At 73.3% G+C, this 18,824-nt stretch carries 16 protein-coding genes; 11 read left to right on the top strand and 5 right to left on the bottom strand.

The genetic code is table 11. The annotated features are described in order from the left end of the window. Positions 1-31: 31 nt before the first annotated feature. The 11 genes from infB (at position 32) to HDA43_RS06970 (ending at position 13,716) form a co-directional block, all read left to right on the top strand. Positions 32-3,157 carry a translation initiation factor IF-2 gene (gene infB, locus HDA43_RS07020; protein WP_179818895.1) on the top strand — a complete coding sequence of 1,042 codons (3,126 nt, stop codon included), beginning with the start codon at positions 32-34 and terminating at the stop codon, positions 3,155-3,157. A gap of 128 nt (positions 3,158-3,285) precedes the next feature. After that, on the top strand, positions 3,286-3,585 hold the full coding sequence (locus HDA43_RS07015) for a DUF503 domain-containing protein (protein ID WP_179818894.1): 300 nt from the start codon (positions 3,286-3,288) through the stop codon (positions 3,583-3,585). Between the two features lie 64 nt (positions 3,586-3,649). Further along, on the top strand, positions 3,650-4,138 hold the full coding sequence (rbfA, locus tag HDA43_RS07010) for a 30S ribosome-binding factor RbfA (RefSeq protein WP_179818893.1): 489 nt from the start codon (positions 3,650-3,652) through the stop codon (positions 4,136-4,138). Continuing rightward, on the top strand, positions 4,135-5,151 hold the full coding sequence (locus tag HDA43_RS07005; protein ID WP_179818891.1) for a DHH family phosphoesterase: 1,017 nt from the start codon (positions 4,135-4,137) through the stop codon (positions 5,149-5,151). Before rbfA ends, HDA43_RS07005 begins: the two co-directional genes overlap by 4 nt. Before the next feature lie 168 nt (positions 5,152-5,319). After that, positions 5,320-6,219: a tRNA pseudouridine(55) synthase TruB gene (truB, locus tag HDA43_RS07000; protein WP_179818890.1), complete on the top strand. Its 900-nt coding sequence runs from the start codon at positions 5,320-5,322 to the stop codon at positions 6,217-6,219. 209 nt (positions 6,220-6,428) lie between these two features. After that, on the top strand, positions 6,429-7,406 hold the full coding sequence (locus HDA43_RS06995) for a bifunctional riboflavin kinase/FAD synthetase (protein ID WP_179818889.1): 978 nt from the start codon (positions 6,429-6,431) through the stop codon (positions 7,404-7,406). 257 nt (positions 7,407-7,663) lie between these two features. Further along, complete coding sequence (gene rpsO / locus HDA43_RS06990) at positions 7,664-7,933, top strand: 30S ribosomal protein S15 (protein WP_179818888.1); 270 nt, start codon at positions 7,664-7,666, stop codon at positions 7,931-7,933. Between the two features lie 322 nt (positions 7,934-8,255). Next, entirely contained in the window at positions 8,256-10,598 is a 2,343-nt protein-coding gene (locus HDA43_RS06985) for a polyribonucleotide nucleotidyltransferase (protein ID WP_179818887.1), read from the top strand. Continuing rightward, complete coding sequence (locus tag HDA43_RS06980; RefSeq protein WP_179822898.1) at positions 10,598-11,908, top strand: M16 family metallopeptidase; 1,311 nt, start codon at positions 10,598-10,600, stop codon at positions 11,906-11,908. The genes HDA43_RS06985 and HDA43_RS06980 overlap by 1 nt, the downstream gene beginning before the upstream one ends. Positions 11,909-12,210: 302 nt before the next feature. Further along, complete coding sequence (gene dapB, locus HDA43_RS06975; RefSeq protein WP_179818886.1) at positions 12,211-12,948, top strand: 4-hydroxy-tetrahydrodipicolinate reductase; 738 nt, start codon at positions 12,211-12,213, stop codon at positions 12,946-12,948. Positions 12,949-13,197: 249 nt separating this feature from the next. Further along, entirely contained in the window at positions 13,198-13,716 is a 519-nt protein-coding gene (locus HDA43_RS06970; protein ID WP_179818885.1) for a GNAT family N-acetyltransferase, read from the top strand. Positions 13,717-13,731: 15 nt separating this feature from the next. Here HDA43_RS06970 and HDA43_RS06965 read toward each other — a convergent pair whose 3' ends face one another. From HDA43_RS06965 to HDA43_RS06945, 5 genes are all read right to left on the bottom strand, one after another. After that, the gene (locus tag HDA43_RS06965) at positions 13,732-14,862 is read right to left on the bottom strand and encodes an NAD(P)/FAD-dependent oxidoreductase (RefSeq protein WP_179818884.1); all 1,131 of its coding nucleotides are present in this window, start codon (positions 14,860-14,862) and stop codon (positions 13,732-13,734) included. Between the two features lie 131 nt (positions 14,863-14,993). Then, positions 14,994-15,863, bottom strand: a complete 870-nt coding sequence (locus HDA43_RS06960) for a 1,4-dihydroxy-2-naphthoate polyprenyltransferase (protein ID WP_179818883.1) — start codon at positions 15,861-15,863, stop codon at positions 14,994-14,996. Between the two features lie 85 nt (positions 15,864-15,948). Next, complete coding sequence (locus HDA43_RS06955; RefSeq protein WP_179818882.1) at positions 15,949-16,560, bottom strand: GNAT family N-acetyltransferase; 612 nt, start codon at positions 16,558-16,560, stop codon at positions 15,949-15,951. Between the two features lie 106 nt (positions 16,561-16,666). Then, positions 16,667-17,305 (bottom strand): CGNR zinc finger domain-containing protein, encoded by a 639-nt coding sequence (locus HDA43_RS06950; RefSeq protein WP_179818881.1) that lies wholly within the window; start codon positions 17,303-17,305, stop codon positions 16,667-16,669. A gap of 118 nt (positions 17,306-17,423) precedes the next feature. Beyond that, positions 17,424-18,806 carry an aminotransferase-like domain-containing protein gene (locus HDA43_RS06945; protein ID WP_312873385.1) on the bottom strand — a complete coding sequence of 461 codons (1,383 nt, stop codon included), beginning with the start codon at positions 18,804-18,806 and terminating at the stop codon, positions 17,424-17,426. Between the last annotated feature and the right edge of the window lie 18 nt (positions 18,807-18,824).

The raw sequence follows: 18,824 nt of genomic DNA, 5'->3' as shown, positions 1-18,824 counted from the left end.
CTGTGCCTCCCGGGCCGAGTAAGGGAGTGCAGTGGCGAAGGTCCGGGTATACGAGCTCGCCAAGGAGTTCGGCGTCGAGAGCAAGGTCGTCATGGCCAAGCTCCAGGAGATGGGCGAGTTCGTGCGTTCGGCGTCCTCGACCATCGAGGCGCCGGTGGTCCGTCGGCTCACCGAAGCTTTGGGCGGCCCCGCCAAGGGGTCGTCCGACAGGGGCGGCAACAGGCCGTCCAGGCCGCCGCAGGCGGCACCCCGGCCGGCCGAAGGCCAGGCCGGAACCGGCGCCCCCGCGGCGCCGCGATCCTCAGTTCCCAGGCCGGGACCTGTTCCCAAGCCGGGCCCGCGGCCCGGCCCCGTGGCCCGTCCCGCGGCTCCCGCGCCGCAGGATCAGCAGGCCCCGCAGGTCTCTCAGCCCCAGCCCCAGCAGCAGCAGCCCTCGCCGGTCCAGCCGCCGCGCTTCGAGGCGCCCCGATCCGAGGCGCCCCGGTCCGAGGCCGGGCGCCCGGCTCCCGGCCCCAGGCCGGGTCCGCGTCCGGGTCCGCGTCCCGCCCAGGGTTCGCGTCCCGAGGCGGCGCGTCCGGAGGGCCGCCCCGCGGGCGGTCCCGGCGGCGCCCCCTCGGCTCCGCGTTCCGGCGCCGGCGCCGGCGGTCCCAAGCCCGGCCCGCGTCCGGGTCCGCGCGGCCCGCGTCCCGGCAACAACCCGTTCTCCTCGAACGCCAGCGGCATGGGCCAGGCCCGTCCGCCGCGTCCCGGCGGTCGTGACGGAGGCCCGGGCGACCGTGGCCCGCGTCCCGGCGGTCCGCGCGACGGCGGTCCCCGCGAGCAGGGACAGCGCGAAGGCGCCGGACCTCGTCCGGGGCCTCGTCCCGGCCCGCCCGGTGCGGCCGGACCGCGTCCGGGTCCCGGCGCGGGTGGTCCGCGTCCGGGTGGCGGCGCCGGCGGTGTCGCCGGTCCGCGTCCCGGCGGTCCGCGTCCCAGCCCGATGATGATGCCTCAGGGCCGTCCCGCCGGTCCCGGCGGTGGCGCCGGCCGTCCGGGCGGCGGTGGTCGTCCCGGTGGCGGCGCCGGTCGTCCCGGTGGCGGCGGTGGCCGTCCGGGTGGCGGCGGGTTCGCCGGTCGTCCCGGTGGCGGCGGTGGCCGTCCCGGCGTCGGCACCGGTGGTCCCGGTGGCGGCGGTGGCGGTGGCTTCGCCGGTCGTCCCGGTGGCGGCGGTGGCCGTGGCCGCGGTGGCGGCACGGCGGGCGCCTTCGGCCGTCCGGGCGGACGCCCGACCCGCGGTCGCAAGTCCAAGCGCCAGCGGCGCCAGGAGTTCGACAACATGCAGGCCCCGGCGATCGGCGGCGTGCAGGTTCAGCGTGGCAACGGCCAGACGATCCGGCTGTCGCGCGGCGCCTCCCTGTCGGACTTCGCTGACAAGATCGGCGCGAACCCGGCGTCCCTGGTGCAGATCATGCTGCACCTGGGCGAGATGGTGACCGCCACGCAGTCGGTCAACGAGGAGACGCTGCAGCTCCTGGCCGCCGAGCTGGACTACAACCTGCTCGTGGTCAGCCCGGAGGAGGAGGACCGCGAGCTCCTCGAGTCCTTCGACATCGAGTTCGGCGAGGACGAGGGTGACGAGGGCGACCTGGTCGCGCGTCCGCCGGTGGTGACCGTCATGGGTCACGTCGACCACGGTAAGACCAAGCTGCTCGACGCGATCCGGCACACCAACGAGGTCGCGCGGGAGGCCGGTGGCATCACCCAGCACATCGGTGCCTACCAGATCGCCGCCGAGCACGAGGGCGAAGACCGGAAGATCACCTTCATCGACACCCCGGGTCACGAGGCGTTCACCGCCATGCGTGCCCGCGGTGCCAAGGTCACCGACATCGCCGTCCTGGTGGTCGCGGCCGACGACGGTGTGAAGCCGCAGACCATCGAGGCGCTGAACCACGCCCAGGCGGCCGAGGTTCCGGTCGTGGTCGCGGTCAACAAGGTCGACAAGGAGGGCGCCGACCCCAACAAGGTCCGTGCCCAGCTCACCGAGTACGGCCTGGTGGCCGAGGAGTACGGCGGCAGCACGCTGTTCGTCGACATCTCCGCCAAGAACGGGACCGGCATCGACGACCTGCTCGAGGCCATCCTGCTCACCGCGGACGCCGAGCTGGACCTGCGGGCCAACGACGCGATGGACGCCCAGGGCGTCGCCATCGAGGCGCACCTCGACAGGGGCCGCGGCCCGGTCGCGACCGTGCTGGTGCAGCGCGGCACGCTCCGCGTCGGCGACTCGATCGTCTGTGGCGAGGCCTTCGGCCGCGTCCGGGCGATGCTGGACGACAACGGCGTGTCGATCGACGAGGCCGGCCCGTCGCGTCCGGTCCAGGTCCTCGGTCTGACCGCGGTGCCGGGCGCCGGTGACAACTTCATCGTCGTCACCGACGACCGCATGGCGCGTCAGATCGCCCAGCAGCGGGCGGCGCGCAAGCGCACCGCGGACATGGCCAGGTCCGGCCGTCGCCGCACCCTCGAAGAGCTCTTCAGCGAGATGGAGAAGGGCCAGGTCGACGAGCTCAAGCTCATCATCAAGGGTGACGTCTCCGGTTCGGTCGAGGCCCTCGAGGACGCCCTGCTCAAGATCGACGTCGGTGACGAGGTGCGCCTGCGGGTGCTCCACCGCGCCGTCGGTGCGATCACCGAGTACGACGTCAACCTGGCCGTCGCCGACGACAACGCCGTCATCATCGGCTTCAACGTGCGTCCGGAGGTCCGGGCGCGCGACCTGGCCGAGCGCGAGGGCGTCGACATCCGCTACTACTCGGTCATCTACCAGGCGATCGAGGAGATCGAGGCGGCCCTCAAGGGCATGCTCAAGCCCGAGTTCGAAGAGGTCCAGATGGGCACCGCCGAAGTCCGCGAGGTCTTCAAGGTGCCGAAGATCGGCAACATCGCCGGTGCGCTGGTCCGCTCGGGCACGATCGTCCGCAACAGCAAGGCGAGGCTCATCCGCAACGGGGTCGTCATCTCCGACAACCTCACGGTCTCCTCGCTGCGCCGGTTCAAGGACGACGCGACCGAGGTCCGCGAGGGCTTCGAGTGCGGTATCGGTGTCGGCTACAGCGACATCAAGATCGACGACGTCATCGAGACGTTCGAGATGCGGGAGAAGCCGCGCGTCTGATGTCCCGGTCCGGTGACGGGCCGCCCGCCGGCCGGAAGGCCCTCGCCCACCTCGTGGGCGGGGGCCACCGGCCGGCGGGCGGTGCCGCGCCCGCCGGCGGCACGATGACACTCGTGGCGTGATCCGACATGTATGTAGGTGCCCTCACACTGGACATCCTGCTCGGCGACGTCCGCTCGCTGAAGCAGAAGCGCTCCGTGGTGCGACCCATCATCGCCGAGGTGCAGCGACGGTTCCCGGGTGTGGCCGTCGCCGAGACCGGCCATCTGGACCTGCACCGCCGTACGGAGATCGGAATCGCGGTCGTCTCGGCGACCGCCGCGAACTGCGGCGCGGTCATGGACGACTGCGAGCGCCTGGTCGCGTTCCACCCGGAGATCGAGCTGCTGTCGGCCAGGCAGCGGCTCTACAACGACAACGAGGACTAGCCGCAGACGGCCGGCCGCCCCCCGTTTGCGTCCGGCCGTACTGTGAGAAGGGGGGAGAGCGAACATGGACGCAGGACGCGCACGTAAGATCGCCGACCGGATCCAGCAGATCGTCGCCGAGATGCTGGAGCGCCGGATCAAGGACCCTCGGCTCGGCTTCGTGACGGTGACCGACACGCGGGTCACCAACGACCTGAGTGAGGCGACGGTGTTCTACACCGTGTTCGGCTCCGAGGCCGAGCGGGCCGACTCGGCGGCGGCGCTGGAGAGCGCCAAGGGGCTCATCCGCTCGGAGGTGGGCCGCCAGACCGGCCTGCGGCACACGCCGACGCTGCTGTTCACCCACGACCCCCTCCCCGACAACGCCCGGCACCTCGACGACCTGTTCGCCGAGGCGAGGGCCAGGGACGCCGAGATCGCCAAGCGGGCGGAGACCGCGCGGCACGCCGGTGACACCGACCCCTACCGCAGGCCCGAGGACAGGGAGGGCTCCGAGGAGGCCGAGGAGGCCGAGAGCGAGCCGTCCGAGCGCGCGGGACGCTCGGCGACGTGACGCCGCAGCCGCGTGACGAGGGCCCGGTTCCCGGCCGTGACTGGGACCGGGCCGTCGAGCTGATCTCCTCCGCCGAGGAGGTCGCGCTGGCCTGCCACATCTCCCCGGACGGTGACGCGCTCGGCTCGACCCTGGCTGTCGGGCTGGCGCTGCGGGCGGTGGGCAAGCGGGTCGTGGCCTCCTTCGGGGAACGCGGCTTCACGGTGCCCCGGCTGCTGCGCTTCCTGCCGGGCCAGGAGCTTCTCGTCGATCCCGACGACTACCCCGCAGCGCCCGAGCTGATGATCTCCTTCGACGCGCCCACCGCCGACCGGCTGGGCGAGCTGGCCCGCGTCGCGGGCAAGGCGCGCGAGCTGGTGGTGGTCGACCACCACCCGTCCCACCTCGGCTTCGGCACGCTCAACCTGGTCGATCCCGGCGCCGCGGCCACCGCGGTGCTCGCCGAGGAGCTGATCCGGCGGCTCGGCCTGCCGGTCGACCGCGACATCGCGACCTGCCTGTACGCCGGGCTGGTCACCGACACCGGGTCGTTCCGGCACTCCTCGACCACCTCCGAGGTGCACGCCATGGCCGGGCGGCTCATCGCCACCGGCCTGAACCCCGAGGAGATCGCCCGGGAGCTGTGGGACCGCTCCCCGTTCGGCTACCTCCGGGTGCTCGGCCTCGCTCTGGAGCGGGTGGTCCTGGAACCGGAGACGGGCGACGGCCTGGGACTGGTCTGGACATACGTCACCCGCGACGACCGGGCGGCCTACGGCCTGCCGTACCACGAGGTGGAGGGCATCATCGACGTGGTCCGCCGCACCGACGACGCGGACGTGGCGGTGATCCTCAAGGAGGACGACGAGGGGGCCTGGCAGGTCTCCACCCGCTCCAAGGGCGGGATCGACCTCTCCCGCGTCTGCGCCACGCTGGGCGGCGGCGGACACGCCAAGGCGGCGGGTTTCACCTCCCACCAGCCCGTCGAGCAGACGATGGCCGCCTTCCGCGCGCTGCTGCGCCGCGCCGCCTGAGGAACCCCGCGCCCGGAGGGACCGCGCCGAGAATCCGCACCGGAGAACCCGCACCGGAGAACCCGACCCGGAGAACCCGACCCGGACCGCCCGCGCCCAGAAGAATCCGCGCCCGGAAGAACCCCGCCGAAGCTCCCGCAGAGGCTCTCGCAGAAGGACGACCCCGACATGAGTACGGCTCGCGCCAAGCGCACCCCGCCGCCGAGCGGGCTGATCGTGGTGGACAAGCCCGCCGGATGGACCTCCCACGACGTCGTCGGCAAGCTCCGCGGCATCGCCGGCACCCGCCGGGTGGGACACGCCGGCACGCTGGACCCGATGGCCACCGGGGTGCTGGTGGTCGGCGTGGAGAAGGCGACCCGGCTGCTGGGGCACCTCGCGCTCACCGAGAAGGGCTACGACGCCACGATCCGGCTCGGGGTGTCCACCAACACCGACGACGCCGAGGGCGAGGTCACCGCCACCGCGTCCGCCGCGCACGTCTCCGACGAGGGGATCGCCAAGGGCGTCGCCGCGCTGACCGGCCGGATCACGCAGGTCCCGCCTCAGGTCAGCGCCATCAAGGTGAACGGCGAGCGGGCCTACAAGCGGGTCCGGGCGGGGGAGGAGGTCGAACTGCGGGGGCGGCCGGTCACCGTGTCGGCCTTCGAGGTCACCGCCGTCCGCCGCGAGGGCGACGTCGTCGACGTCGACGCCTCGGTGACCTGCTCCAGCGGCACCTACATCCGGGCCCTGGCCCGCGACCTGGGAGCCGCGCTGGGCACCGGGGGGCACCTGACGTTCCTGCGCCGCACCCGGGTGGGCCCCTACGACCTGGCGGCGGCCCGGACCATCGAGCAGCTCGCCGCGGACTGCGTGATCACGCCGATGGCCGAGGCGGTGGCCGCGGCCTTCCCGCGGCGGGACGTGACCGCCGAGGAGGCGGCCGTCGTCGGGCACGGCGGGCGGCTGCCCGCCCTGGGGGCCGGTGAGGGACCGATCGGGGTGTTCGGCCCGGACGGCACGCTCCTGGCGCTGGTCGAGGAGCGCGGCAGGTTCACCAGGTCGCTGGCGGTCTTCGTGCCTTGAACGCGGCGCGTCTCCGTGCCCCGAACGCGATGCGTCTCCGTGCCCCGGATATGGTGCGTCTTCGCGCCCCGGGGGCGGTGCCCGGGAGGGCGGCTCCCACGTCCGAGGTAAGGTGGCCTGTCATCTCCGGCGGCCTCCCCGGTTGCGGGAAAGCCCCCGGGACGTGGCAGGCTTTAGGAAGTCGATCCGGTACGAGGGAAGAGGCTGCGGTGCGAGGCTGGCACGGATTGGAAGACGTGCCCGGGGACTGGGGCAGGTCCGTCATCACGATCGGCGTCTTCGACGGGGTTCACCGCGGTCACCAGAAGATGGTGACCCGCGCCGTGGAGATGGCCCGCGAGCTCGGCATGTCCTCGGTCGTGGTCACCTTCGACCCCCACCCGGAGGAGGTGGTGCGGCCGGGCACGCACCCGCTGAGGCTGACGACGCCCCGGCACCGCACCGAGCTGCTGGCCGCGCTCGGCGTGGACGCGGTCTGCGTGCTGCCGTTCACGCTGGAGTTCTCCCGGATGAGCCCGGACGAGTTCGTGCAGACCATCCTGGTCGACCGGCTGCACGCCGGCGGCGTCGTGGTCGGTGAGAACTTCCGGTTCGGCCACAAGGCCGCCGGCGACATCGAGACGCTGCAGACGCTCGGCGAGAAGTACGACTTCGTGGCCGAGGCCGTCCCGCTGGTGAGCAACGGGGGGATCATCTCCTCCACCCTCATCCGGGACCGGCTGGCCGCCGGCGACACCGAGGCCGTCGCGGTGGCGCTCGGCCGCCCCCACCGGGTCGAGGGCGTGGTGGTCCGGGGCTACCAGCGGGGCCGGCAGCTCGGCTTCCCCACCGCCAACGTCGAGTCGCCCGCCTTCACCGCGATCCCCGCCGACGGCGTCTACGCCGGCTGGCTGCAGTGCGTCCCGAACGGCAACCTCCCCGTCGCCTACGACGGCGAGCGCTGGCCCGCCGCGATCTCCGTGGGCACCAACCCGACCTTCGAGGGCGTTCCCCGCACCGTCGAGGCGTACGCGCTCGACCGTGACGACCTGGAGCTGTACGGCGCCCACGTGGCCGTCGACTTCGGGCCGCGGCTCCGCGACAACCTCAGGTTCGACTCGGTCGAGGCGCTCATCGGCCAGATGCGGGCCGACGTCGACGAGGCCCGCCGCCTCACCGCCGTCTGGACCCCTCCCGACTCCTTCTGAGCCGTCCCGGGGGACCCGGTTCCCACCGGCGGGCATGGAACGGGCCGCGAGGGGTATCAGCGGGCATGACGCCGGGGGCGCCCGGCGCCGGATGTGCGAGACCTTGGAGCCGGGTGGTAATCTGGCATGTCAGTTCTGTGACCGGCGATGTCGACGAGGTCGCGACGCCGGTGCTGACACCGCCACGGCGACTGTAGGCACGCATGGTCGTTCGGGCATCTGAGATCCCGCGTGCCCGTAGAGGTTCAAGGAGAGACGTGTCGCTCGACACCGCAGCAAAGAAGCAGATCATCGGTGAGTACGCCAAGGGCGAGACCGACACCGGTTCCCCCGAGGTGCAGATCGCGCTGCTCAGCAAGCGCATCAGCGAGCTCACCGAGCACCTGAAGGTGCACAAGCACGACCACCACAGCCGCCGCGGCCTGCTGCTGCTCGTCGGTCGTCGTCGCCGTCTGCTCAAGTACCTCGCCAGCAAGGACATCGAGCGTTACCGCTCGCTCATCGAGCGGCTCGGCCTGCGGCGATAGAATGATCGGGGAGCGGCGTACGCGCCGCTCCCCGACCTCATCGGGCGGTGTCCGGCGCGTCGCGCCACGGGGACACCGGCCCGGTGCGCAAAACTGAACAGCCGAGACAACTGCCCCGCGTCCGCCAGCAAGCGCGCCCCACGGCGTGGGAGGGCCGGTCCTCGGTAGTGGCCCCCGGTCATCGCGGCGAGAGCCGTACGGAACCGGGCGCTTCGATCGAAGACCGGCGCTGCACCTACGGGGAGGCCGGCACGAAGCGATCAGGCGCGGCACGCGTGCCTGACCGCGGGCGCGGGCGACCGATCCCACAAGGAGGTCCCCCGTGGAGGGTGTCCACAACAGCGAAGCCGTCATCGACAACGGCTCATTCGGCACGCGTACCGTCCGGTTCGAGACCGGGCGGCTGGCGCGCCAGGCGGCGGGCTCCGCCGTCGTCTACCTTGACGACGAGACGATGGTCCTTTCGGCCACCACCGCCTCCAAGCATCCCAAGGAGAACCTCGACTTCTTCCCGCTGACGGTCGACGTCGAGGAGCGGATGTACGCCGCGGGCCGCATCCCCGGCTCCTTCTTCCGCCGTGAGGGCCGTCCCTCCGAGGACGCCATCCTCACCTGCCGCCTGATCGACCGGCCGCTGCGCCCGTCGTTCGTCAAGGGCCTGCGCAACGAGATCCAGGTCGTGGCGACCATCCTGGCGCTGCACCCCGACCACCTGTACGACGTGGTCGCGATCAACGCCGCGTCCCTGTCCACCCAGCTCGCCGGGCTGCCCTTCTCCGGCCCGATCGGCGGCGTCCGCGTCGCGCTGATCGACGGCCAGTGGGTCGCGTTCCCGACGCACCCGGAGCTGGAGCGCGCCACCTTCGACATGGTGGTCGCCGGCCGCGTCCTGGACGACGGCGACGTCGCGATCATGATGGTCGAGGCCGAGTCCACCCGCGACACGCTCAAGCTCGTCGCCGAGGGCGCCGTCGCGCCGACCGAGGAGACCGTGGCGCAGGGCCTCGAGGCGGCCAAGCCGTTCATCAAGGTGCTGTGCGACGCGCAGGCCAGGATCGCCAAGGTCGCCGCGAAGGAGACCGCCGAGTACCCGCTGTTCCTCGACTACCAGGACGACGTCCTGGAGGCGGTGGGCACCGCGATCCGCAGCGAGCTCGCCGCGGCGCTGACCATCGCCGGCAAGCAGGAGCGCGAGGCCGAGCTCGACCGCGTCAAGGCCCTGGCGCTGGAGAAGCTGGGCGCCGACTTCGAGGGCCGCGAGAAGGAGATCTCCGCGGCCTTCCGCACGGTGACCAAGAAGCTCATGCGCGAGCGGGTCATCAGCGAGGGCGTCCGCATCGACGGCCGCGGGGTCAAGGACATCCGCCAGCTCAACGCCGAGGTCCACGTCGTGCCCCGGGTGCACGGCTCGGCCCTGTTCGAGCGCGGCGAGACCCAGATCATGGGCATCACGACGCTGAACATGCTCCGCATGGAGCAGATGATCGACACGCTCAACCCCGAGCGCACCAAGCGCTACATGCACAACTACAACTTCCCGCCCTACTCCACCGGTGAGACCGGCCGCGTGGGCTCGCCCAAGCGCCGCGAGATCGGCCACGGCGCGCTCGCCGAGCGGGCGCTCATCCCGGTCCTGCCGGCCCGCGAGGAGTTCCCCTACGCGATCCGCCAGGTCTCCGAGGCGCTCGGCTCCAACGGCTCGACCTCCATGGGCTCGGTCTGCGCCTCGACGATGGCGCTGCTCGACGCGGGCGTCCCGCTCAAGGGCATCGTCGCGGGCATCGCGATGGGCCTGATCAACGAGGGCGATCAGTACGTCACGCTGACCGACATCCTCGGCGCCGAGGACGCCATGGGCGACATGGACTTCAAGGTCGCCGGCACCAAGGACGTCATCACCGCGCTGCAGCTCGACACCAAGCTCGACGGCATCCCCGCCTCGGTCCTGGGCGCCGCGCTGAAGCAGGCCAAGGGCGCGCGGCTGGCCATCATCGACGTGATGCAGGAGGCCATCGACTCTCCGGCGGAGATGAACGCCACCGCGCCGCGCATCATCACGATCAAGGTTCCGGTCGACAAGATCGGCGAGGTCATCGGCCCGAAGGGCAAGATGATCAACCAGATCCAGGACGACACCGGCGCCGAGATCACGATCGAGGACGACGGAACGATCTACATCGGCGCCACCGACGGCCCGTCCGCCGAGGCGGCCCGGTCGGCGATCAACGCCATCGCCAACCCGCACATGCCGGAGGTCGGGGAGCGCTACCTGGGCACGGTCGTCAAGATCGCGGCCTTCGGCGCCTTCATCTCCCTCATGCCGGGCAAGGACGGCCTGCTGCACGTCTCCCAGATCCGCAAGCTGCACGGCGGCAAGCGCATCGAGAACGTCGAGGACGTCATGAACGTCGGCGAGAAGGTCCAGGTGGAGATCGCCGAGATCGACTCGCGCGGCAAGCTGTCCCTGGTCCCGGTCGAGGTCGTCGAGCGGGAGGCGGAGGCCAAGGGCGAGGCCGGCACCCCGGAGTCGGGTGACGACGCCCCCGTCGCGTCCGCCGCCCCGGCGGCCGCGTCGGCCGCGTCGGGCGAGGAGCGGCCGCGCCGCACCCGCACCCGTACCCGCAGCGGCGGCGGCAGCCGCGGGGGGGAAGACCGCAACTCGTGATCACGACCACTCTGCACCCCGGCAAGGACGGCGCCGGGGTGGTGCGGCGCACCGTCCTCCCCGGTGGGCTCCGGGTGGTGACCGAGTCCATGCCGACCGTGCGTTCCGTCGCGGTCGGCATGTGGGTCGGCATCGGATCGAGGGACGAGGCCCCCGAGCACATGGGGGCCTCCCACTTCCTTGAGCACCTGCTGTTCAAGGGCACCCCCACGCGGGACGCGCTGGAGATCTCCGCGGCGATCGAGGGCATCGGCGGTGAGATCAACGCCTTCACCGCCAAGGAGTACACCTGCTACTACGCGCGGGTCCTCGACGAGGACCTCCAGGTGGCGATCGACGTCCTCTCCGACGTGGTGACCTCCTCGGCCATCACTCCCGAGGACGTCGAGGCCGAGCGCGGCGTGATCCTCGAAGAGATCGCCATGCACGACGACGACCCGTCGGACGTGGTGCACGAGCAGTTCTCCGCGGAGCTGTACGGTGACACGCCCGTCGGCCGGCCGATCCTCGGCACGATCGAGTCGATCAACGCCATCGACCGCGACCGGATCGCCGAGTACTACCGGCGGCACTACCTGCCCACGCACACCGTCGTGGCGGTGGCGGGCAACGTCACCCACGAGCGGGTCGTGGAGCTGGTCGCCGCCGCCTACGAGCGGGCCGGAGCCCTCGGCGGGGACGCCGCGCCGGTTCCCCCGCGCGTCTCGGGGCCCGGCGTCGAGTCGCGCTCCGGCGTCCGGGTGCTGCACCGGCCGACCGAGCAGGCCAACCTGGTCCTCGGCACGACAGGCCTGGTCCGCACCGACGACCGCCGCTTCGCGCTCGGCGTGCTGAACGCGGCGCTCGGCGGCGGCATGTCCTCGCGGCTGTTCCAGGAGATCCGGGAGAAGCGGGGGCTCGCCTACTCGGCGTACTCCTACACCTCCTCCTACGCCGACACCGGCCAGTTCGGCGTCTACGTCGGCTGCCTGCCGTCGAAGATCGACGAGGTGCTGAAGATCTGCCGCGAGGAGCTCCTGCGGGTCACCGCCGAGGGCATCTCCGAGGAGGAGATCGTCCGGGGCAAGGGGCAGATGCGCGGCGGCCTGGTGCTGGGCCTGGAGGACACCGGCTCCCGGATGTCCAGGATCGGCAAGGGCGAGCTGGTCTTCGACGAGCACCTGTCGGTGGACGAGATCCTCGCCCGGATCGACGCGGTCACCCCCGAGGAGATCACCGCCGTCGCCCGTGACGTCCTCAGCCGCCCGATGACCCTCGCGGTCATCGGCCCCTACGAGGGCAAGGACTTCAGCGCGGCCCTGACCGGCTGACCGGCGGCCCTCCCAGGGCCGGCGGTCTCACGGCCGACGGACGGCCCCGGCGCTCCCGAGCGCCGGGGCCGTTCCGCGTCCGGGCCGTCCCACGTCCGGGTCGTCGCGCTCCGTTTTGCCTCATGTCCGGGCCGTTCCTCGCTCGGGCCGTTCCTCGTCCGACACGCGCTGCGTCCGGGCAGCGCCGCGACCGGGTCGTCCCGTGTCCGGGCCGTTCCCCGTGGCGCCGCCCCGCCGCGGACCCCGCCGCGCGGGGCGGCGCTCGCGAGGGACGGGACGGCCGACGGTATAGCCTGGTGGCCGTGATCAGGGTTGGAGTTCTGGGCGCGCGCGGACGCGTCGGCAGGGAAGTGTGCAAGGCCGTCGAGGCCGCCGGTGACCTGGAGCTGGTCGCCCCCCTCGACAAGGGCGACCCGATCGAGGGGCTCACCGGCTGCGACGTGGTGGTGGACTTCACCCACCCCGACGTCGTCATGGGCAACCTCGAATGGTGCATCGCCCATGGCGTCCACCCGGTGGTCGGCACCACCGGCTTCGACGCCGGCCGCCTGGCCACCGTGCGCGGCTGGCTCGACGCCAACCCCGGCGTCAACGCGCTGATCGCCCCCAACTTCGGCATCGCGGCCGTGCTGATGATGCGCTTCGCCCAGCAGGCCGCCCGCTACTTCGACTCCGTCGAGATCATCGAGCTGCACCACCCGAACAAGGCCGACGCGCCCTCCGGCACCGCCCGCCGTACGGCCGAGCTGGTCGCCGAGGCGCGGCGCAAGGCCGGGACCGGGCCGATGCCCGACGCCACCAGCGCCGAGCTGGACGGCGCGCGCGGCGCCGAGGTGGACGGGGTCCACGTCCACGCCGTACGGCTGGCCGGGCTGATCGCCCACCAGGAGGTGCTGCTGGGCGGGGACGGCGAGACCCTCACCCTCCGCCACGACACCATGAACCGCTCGTCGTTCACTCCCGGCGTCCTGCTGGGCGTGCGCCGGGTGCGGGAGACGCCGGGGTTGACCGTGGGCCTGGAGCACCTGCTCGACCTCTGAGCGGCCGTCCTGGGCCCGTCCAGCGGCATCTGACGGGCCCGGCGAGCCGTCCGACACCGTCCTCCCGTGTCGTCCGGGGCGCACGGAGGCGTCCTCTCGTGTCGTCCGGGACGCCGACCTCCGCATCTCCGCCGGATCTCCCCGCGGCAGCCCGGTGTCCCGGTGTCCCGGGCACCCGGCTGCCGCGGGCCTTCCCAACGGTCCGGTCACCCGGCGAGGGGGCACGCGTCCCCGGTATCCTCCGGTTCCGTGACAGGAGATCGACGCCCGGATCCGGCCGGGGTGCGCTGGGCCGAGGCGAGTGAACTGGTCGGGCTGGCCGCGGTGGAGACCGCCGCGGACGGGATGTTCGCCGCGGTGGGCATCACCTTCCCGCCGGGCACCACGATGATCGAGGAGACCGACGACCCGTCGCAGGTCCTGGTGGCCGGCACGCCGCCGGTCGGCTTCGCCATGATCGGCCGGGTGGACGGTGACGTCCACCTCGACCAGCTCGCCGTCCACCCCGATCACGGGCGGCGCGGCATCGGGGGACGGCTGCTGGAGGCGGTCTGCGACCACGCGGCCTCGACCGGCGCGGCGGCCGTGACGCTGACGACGTTCAGGGACGTGCCGTGGAACGCGCCCTGGTACGCCCGGCGGGGCTTCGCCGTACTGGATCCCGCCGAGTGGGGGCCGGAGATGGCCGCGCTGGTGGCGCGTGAACGCGAGCTGGGCATCGAGCTCGCGCCCCGCGTGGTGATGCGCCGCCCGCTCTCCGGCCGCTGAGCCGGGGCACGGGGGTCAGCGAGGGATGCCCACGCCCTGACGGGAGGCCGCACGGAAGATCTCCGCAGCGTCGTCGAGCGGCGGCTGGATCATCCTCAGGACCAGCTCCTTCCGTTCCTTGGCCGCCGCCCCGGTCAGCCGCACTGTGCGCTCCCAGCCCATGGTGGTCACCGCCCCGGCGGCCCCGAGGTCGAGGCAGGTGGCGTACGGGTCGGGCGCGAAGTCCTCCGGCGGCAACCCGAGCAGGCCGGCGGCGGCGTTGCGGCCGGCCACCTTCCCCATCGGCACGGCGTGCTGGCAGCACTGCAGGACGTGGCGGCCGGGTTCGGCGAGGGCGGCGGCGACATCTCCGGCGGCGAAGACGTCACCGGACGCCTCGCCGAGGACCCGCAGGTGCCGGTCCACCGCGAGGCGGCCCAGGCCGTCCCGCTCGCCGGGGACCAGCGCGGTGAGCGGGCTGGCCTGCACGCCTCCCGTCCAGACGACCACGTCGGCCGAGATCCGGGTGCCGTCGGCGAGGGTCGCGCCCCCGGCGTCCACGGCGGCGACGGTCGTGCCGAGCAGGGGCCGGACTCCCAGTTCGGCCAGGGCAGCCTCGATCACCGGGCGCGGTCCGGGCCCGAGGTCGGGACCGACGACGTCCGAGCGCTCCACCAGCACCACCTTTCCGCGGGCGGCGAGCTCGGTAGCGACCTCCAGGCCGGTGAATCCGGCCCCGACGACGACGGCTGTGAACTCGTCCAGCCCCCTCAGGCGGGCCGCGAGCCGGGCCGTGCCCTCGGCGGTGTCGACGTCGAACAGGTGCTCGGCGCCCGGCAGGTCGGGGAGGACCAGGCGGCTGCCGGCGGCCAGCACCAGGCGGTCGTAGCCGATCTCGCGGCCGTCCGCGGTGATCCGGTGCCCCGCGGTGTCGATGTCCGTCACCTTCGCCCGCAGGTGCTCCGCGCCCACCGGCGCCAGGATCCGCTTCAACGGCACGCGGGCGGCGTCCGGGTCGAGTCGGTGCAGCCGGGGACGCAGCACGAGGTCGTCGTCCGGGGTGACGAGCGTGATGCGCGGACCGTCCTCACCGCCCCGCACGCGGGCCGCCGCGACGGCGCCCCAGACTCCCGCGAACCCGCCGCCGACGATCACGATATGGGACATGTTCCCTCTCCCTCTTCCATGCTTTCGTGGGAAGGACGAGAGGCCGCGCTCCGGTGTGACATCGGGGCGCGGTGCCGGGCCGTGCGGAGGGTCGGCGGTCGCCGGGGCCGCCGGCCGGGCCGTACGGAGGGTCAGAGGGCGAGGCCGACGGTGAACAGCAGGCCGAAGGCGAGCTGGAAGCGGCCCGTCTGCTGGAGCGTGGCGATCAGGGCCGGGCCGGTGATGCCGCGCCCGACGAACAGCACCGGGGCGATCGCCAGCGGCGCGGACAGGATGGCCAGCGCCGCGAACGGCCGCCACACCGCCATGACGAGCGCGACGGCCAGCGGCAGGACCAGGCAGAGGGTGTAGAGGACGCGGGTGCGGCTGTCGCCCAGCACCACGGCCATGGTGCGCTTGCCCGCCGGGCCGTCGGTGGTGATGTCGCGCAGGTTGTTGATCACCAGCATCGCGCAGGCCAGCAGGCCGACCGGCACGGAGGCCGCCAGGGCGGTCCAGGAGAGCCGTTCGAGCTGGACGAACGTCGTGCCCGCCGTCGCCACCAGGCCGAAGAACACGAACACCGACAGCTCGCCGAGCGCGCGGTAGCCGTAGGGCCGGGAGCCGCCGGTGTAGAACCAGGCCGCCGCGATCGCCAGCGCGCCCACCGCCAGCAGCCACCACGCCCGGGTGACCAGGACCAGCGCCAGCCCCGCCACCGCGGCGGCGGCGAAGCAGCCCAGGGCCGCGGCGAGGACCTGGCGGGGGGCCGCCGCCCCCGAGCCGACCAGGCGCATCGGCCCGACCCGCTGGTCGTCGGTGCCGCGCACGCCGTCGCTGTAGTCGTTGGAGTAGTTCACCCCGACCTGCAGGGCGAGTGCCACGAACAGGGCGAGCAGGGCGCGCCACCACACCGCCCCGTCGTCCCCGATCGCGACGCCGGTGCCGACGGCGACGGGGACGACGGCGGCGGGAAGGGTACGCGGACGTGCTCCGGCGATCCACTGGCTCGGGGTGGCCATGGGCTGCGGGGTTCCTCTCGGGCGTTGTCACCGGTTCGCGGCCGCCCCGGACGCCTCGCGGCCCCGGGCCGGCGCGCGCCGGCGTTCAGCTGATGTCGGTGGCCAGGCGGACCATCCGCACCGGCCGCCCCATGTTAAGGACCCGCTCGGCGCCGTCCTCACCCCACCCCGCCGATTCCAGGAACCCGAGGACCCGGTGGTTGTCGGCGAAGGCCCACGTCACGATGGTGTGGTAGCCGTCGTCACGGAGGTAGTCGACGGTCGCGTTGAGCAGGCGGCTGCCGTGCCCCCGCCGGACGTAGTCGGGATCCACCAGGAAGCTGAGCATCTCCGCCGTGGTGTCCGGGTTCAGGTCGGGGTCCTCGGCCGGGGCGTGGGAGGCCAGGCCCACCACGCGCTCGGCGCCCCGCATCGCCGCGGCCGCCTCGATCCCGCCGGGACCGAGCGCGGGGAACGCGTCGGTGTCGAGGACGACCTGCTCGACCGCCACCAGCACCCGGTGGCGGGAGGACGGCGGGCTGACGATCGCCTCGTCCCACTGGCGCCGCCACATCGCCTCGGCCGCCGCATTGGTCATCTGCTCGAGCGGCCCCTCGGGAAGGAAGTCCCGGTAGCCGTATTTCCAGGCGCGAATCTGGGTGCTCGTCACCGCGGCGACATCATCGTGCCGAGCCACCCGCACGCCTACGTCTGCCATCTCGGCCCGCTCCTTTGCTGCCGTGCCGTCGCCTCAGGACGCGCTGCCTCGCGGTTCTCCGGCCACGCGAGCGGGCATCAGGCACGGTGATCCGTGAGACAGGCCCCTACACCGTATCGGGGAATCCGGCTCGTAGATGACGCGATCCGGTCTCCGCCTGGCGTCGTGCCCGATATGCCCGGGTCTTTGTGCGGTTGCCGCACACCCTCATGGAACACCAGGACCGCGAGCGGTTCTTCGAGGAGTCGACGAACGCCCACTGGCAGGTGCTCTCGGTGCACACCTTCAGTCTGGGCCACATCCCGGCGGCGTGCGCGGCCATCACCGCCGCCGCGATCCGCGCCAGACCCGCGGGCACCCCCTCCGCGGCCGGCTCCAGGGCCGGTCCGCCGGCCGTCAGGGTCACCCGCAGCGGGAGCCCGGCGAACACCCGCGACGGGGGGCCGGGCCGTCCGCCGGTGGCCGCGCCGTCGCCCACCGGCCCGTCGGGACCGCCGGAACCGCTGGAGCCGTCGGGGGCGTCGGCGGCGCGGGCGTCGTGGTTGCGGCGGAGCGCCTCGCGCAGGGTCTCCCGCAGGGCGACGGCCAGGGCGAGGTCGTCACCGGTGGCCGTGTCGGACGGCGCGGCCAGTCCGCGCCCGGCGAGCCATGCGGCCAGCGCGGCGGGGGACGGGACCGCGTCGGTGCCGCTCTCGACGTCATAGGTGTTCACGAAGTCGCAGACCAGGGCCGCAGGATCGTTCATCGGGGCGATCACCTCTTCGCAACCACTGTATGGCATTAGAGGGTTGTGTTCCGTGCGACTCCATCGCGGCCGGTTCGGTGGTGTTTCCGCAGGGCCGAAAATGCCGCCGTACGGTCCGTCAGCGGGTCTCCTCCAGCGCGGCCGCCAGCCGCCGCACCCCCTCGGTCAGCTCCGCCACGTGGGCGGCGGCCGAGTGGGTCACCCGGATGCGGGGCCCGGGAGGCTCGGCCGGGTGGTAGATGCGGCCGGGACTGACCGTGACGCCCGCCCGCCGGGCCGCCTCCACAGCCGCGTCCTCATCGGTGCCGGACGGCAGCCGTAACCACAGGTGGAGCCCGCCCGCGGGCACGAGGTGGATCCCGGCGGCCGGCAGGCGGGCGGTGAGCTCCGTGACCAGCGCGGTCCTGCGGGCCGCCAGCTCGGCGCCCAGCGCCGCCAGATGGCGGGGCCAGGCGGAGGAGCCGACGAGCTCCAGCGCCGTCTCCTGGAGCAATCTGGGCACGAAGAACGACTCCACGACCTGGCTCGCCCGCAGCCTCCGCGCGGCGGGCCCGCGGGCGACGACCCCGGCGACCCGCATGCCCGCCGACAGCGGCTTGGTCAGCGAGTTGACGTGCACGACGGTGCCGTGGGAGTCCAGCGAGACCAGCGGGGGCGGGGCGGGAGAGGCCGTCAGGTATCTGGCGTAGTCGTCCTCGACGACGAACGCCCCGGCGGCCCGCGCCACCGCGAGCACCTGGCGCCGCCGGTCCAGGGGCAGTGTCGCGCCGGTGGGGTTGTGCAGGGTGGGCTGGCAGTAGAAGATCCGGGCGCCCGTCACCGCGAACGCCTCCGCGAGCAGCTCCGGCCGCACCCCGTCGTGGTCCACCGGCACGGCCGTGGCCCGCAGCCCGGCCGCCCGCGCGGCGGCGAGCGCGCCCGGGTAGGTGGGCGTCTCGACGAGGACGGGTGTGCCCGGCGCGGCCAGCGCGCGGAAGGCGTGGGTCAGGGCGGCCTGGCCCCCGGCGGCCACCAGGACGTCGGCCGCCGTGACGCCGCCGCCGACCTCCCGGGCGAACCACCCGCGCAGCTCGGCCAGGCCGTTCAGCGGCGGCGTGTCCCAGACGCCGGGACGGCGCGCCGCACGGGAGACCGCGGCCGACAGCGCCCGCTCCGGCCGCAGCGCCTCCGGGAGATAGCCGCCGGTGAGCGGGACGACGCCCTCCGGCGCCGGGGTGAGCAGACCGCTCACCCCGGCGTCGTCCACCACCCGGTCGCCGAGGGCCACCGTCTGCCAGGACAGGTCCGCCGCGTCGTCCGGGCGGGGAGTGGCGGGGGCGACGTAGGTGCCGCTGCCGGGCCTGACGACCACCCGGCCCTCGGCGGCGAGCCGTCCCAGGGCCCGCGACACGGTCACCGGGCTCACGCCGTAGGCCCGCACCAGCTCGCGGCTCGACGGCAGCCGGTCGCCGGGGCGCATCCGGGCCGCGGTCTCCCTGATGCTGGCCGCCAATCGGACGATACTGCTATCGTCATTCAT

Source organism: Streptosporangium sandarakinum, from assembly GCF_013409935.1.
GTDB lineage: Bacteria > Actinomycetota > Actinomycetes > Streptosporangiales > Streptosporangiaceae > Streptosporangium > Streptosporangium nondiastaticum.
The sequence above is the reverse complement of the archived record's forward strand: the minus strand, read 5'-3'. Positions and strand labels throughout refer to the sequence as shown.